Genomic DNA, 421 nt, shown 5'->3' with positions numbered 1-421 from the left:
CCAACATCCAAAAGMCGACACAGAGAAAAGAGAGCACTTTCAAGAACAAATAGTGGATAAGACCGCTCAAGACAAACCGATAGTCTATCTTGATGAATGTGGTTTTAAAGCCTTTGCTCATAGACCTTATGGCTACAGCACAAAAGGAGAAGTTTGTCATGGAAGTGATAACTGGCATTTAAAGAACCAGAGCAATGCGATTGGAGCCATTATCAATGGAGAATTGTTTGCCTTACGCTTATATGATGGTTCTATTAACAGCGATATTTTCTCTCATTGGGTGAGAGAAGCACTGTTACCTGAGTTACCTAAAAACAGTGTAATTGTCATGGACAATGCCGCTTTTCATAAACGCAGTGATATTCAAGCAATCATTGAAGAGCATGGGCATGAGATAGTTTGGTTACCCCCTTATAGTCCA

At 40.0% G+C, this 421-nt stretch carries 1 protein-coding gene; it reads left to right on the top strand.

Annotated features, from left to right (window positions below):
- Positions 1-52: 52 nt before the first annotated feature.
- Positions 53-421: transposase (locus A5N85_RS13725; RefSeq protein WP_169818690.1), on the top strand; the 369-nt coding region annotated here is incomplete at its 3' end.

Origin of the sequence: Suttonella ornithocola (assembly GCF_001889065.1) — a bacterium.
GTDB classification, from domain to species: Bacteria; Pseudomonadota; Gammaproteobacteria; order Cardiobacteriales; family Cardiobacteriaceae; genus Suttonella_A; species Suttonella_A ornithocola.
This window is presented reverse-complemented; position numbering and strand designations above follow the sequence as displayed.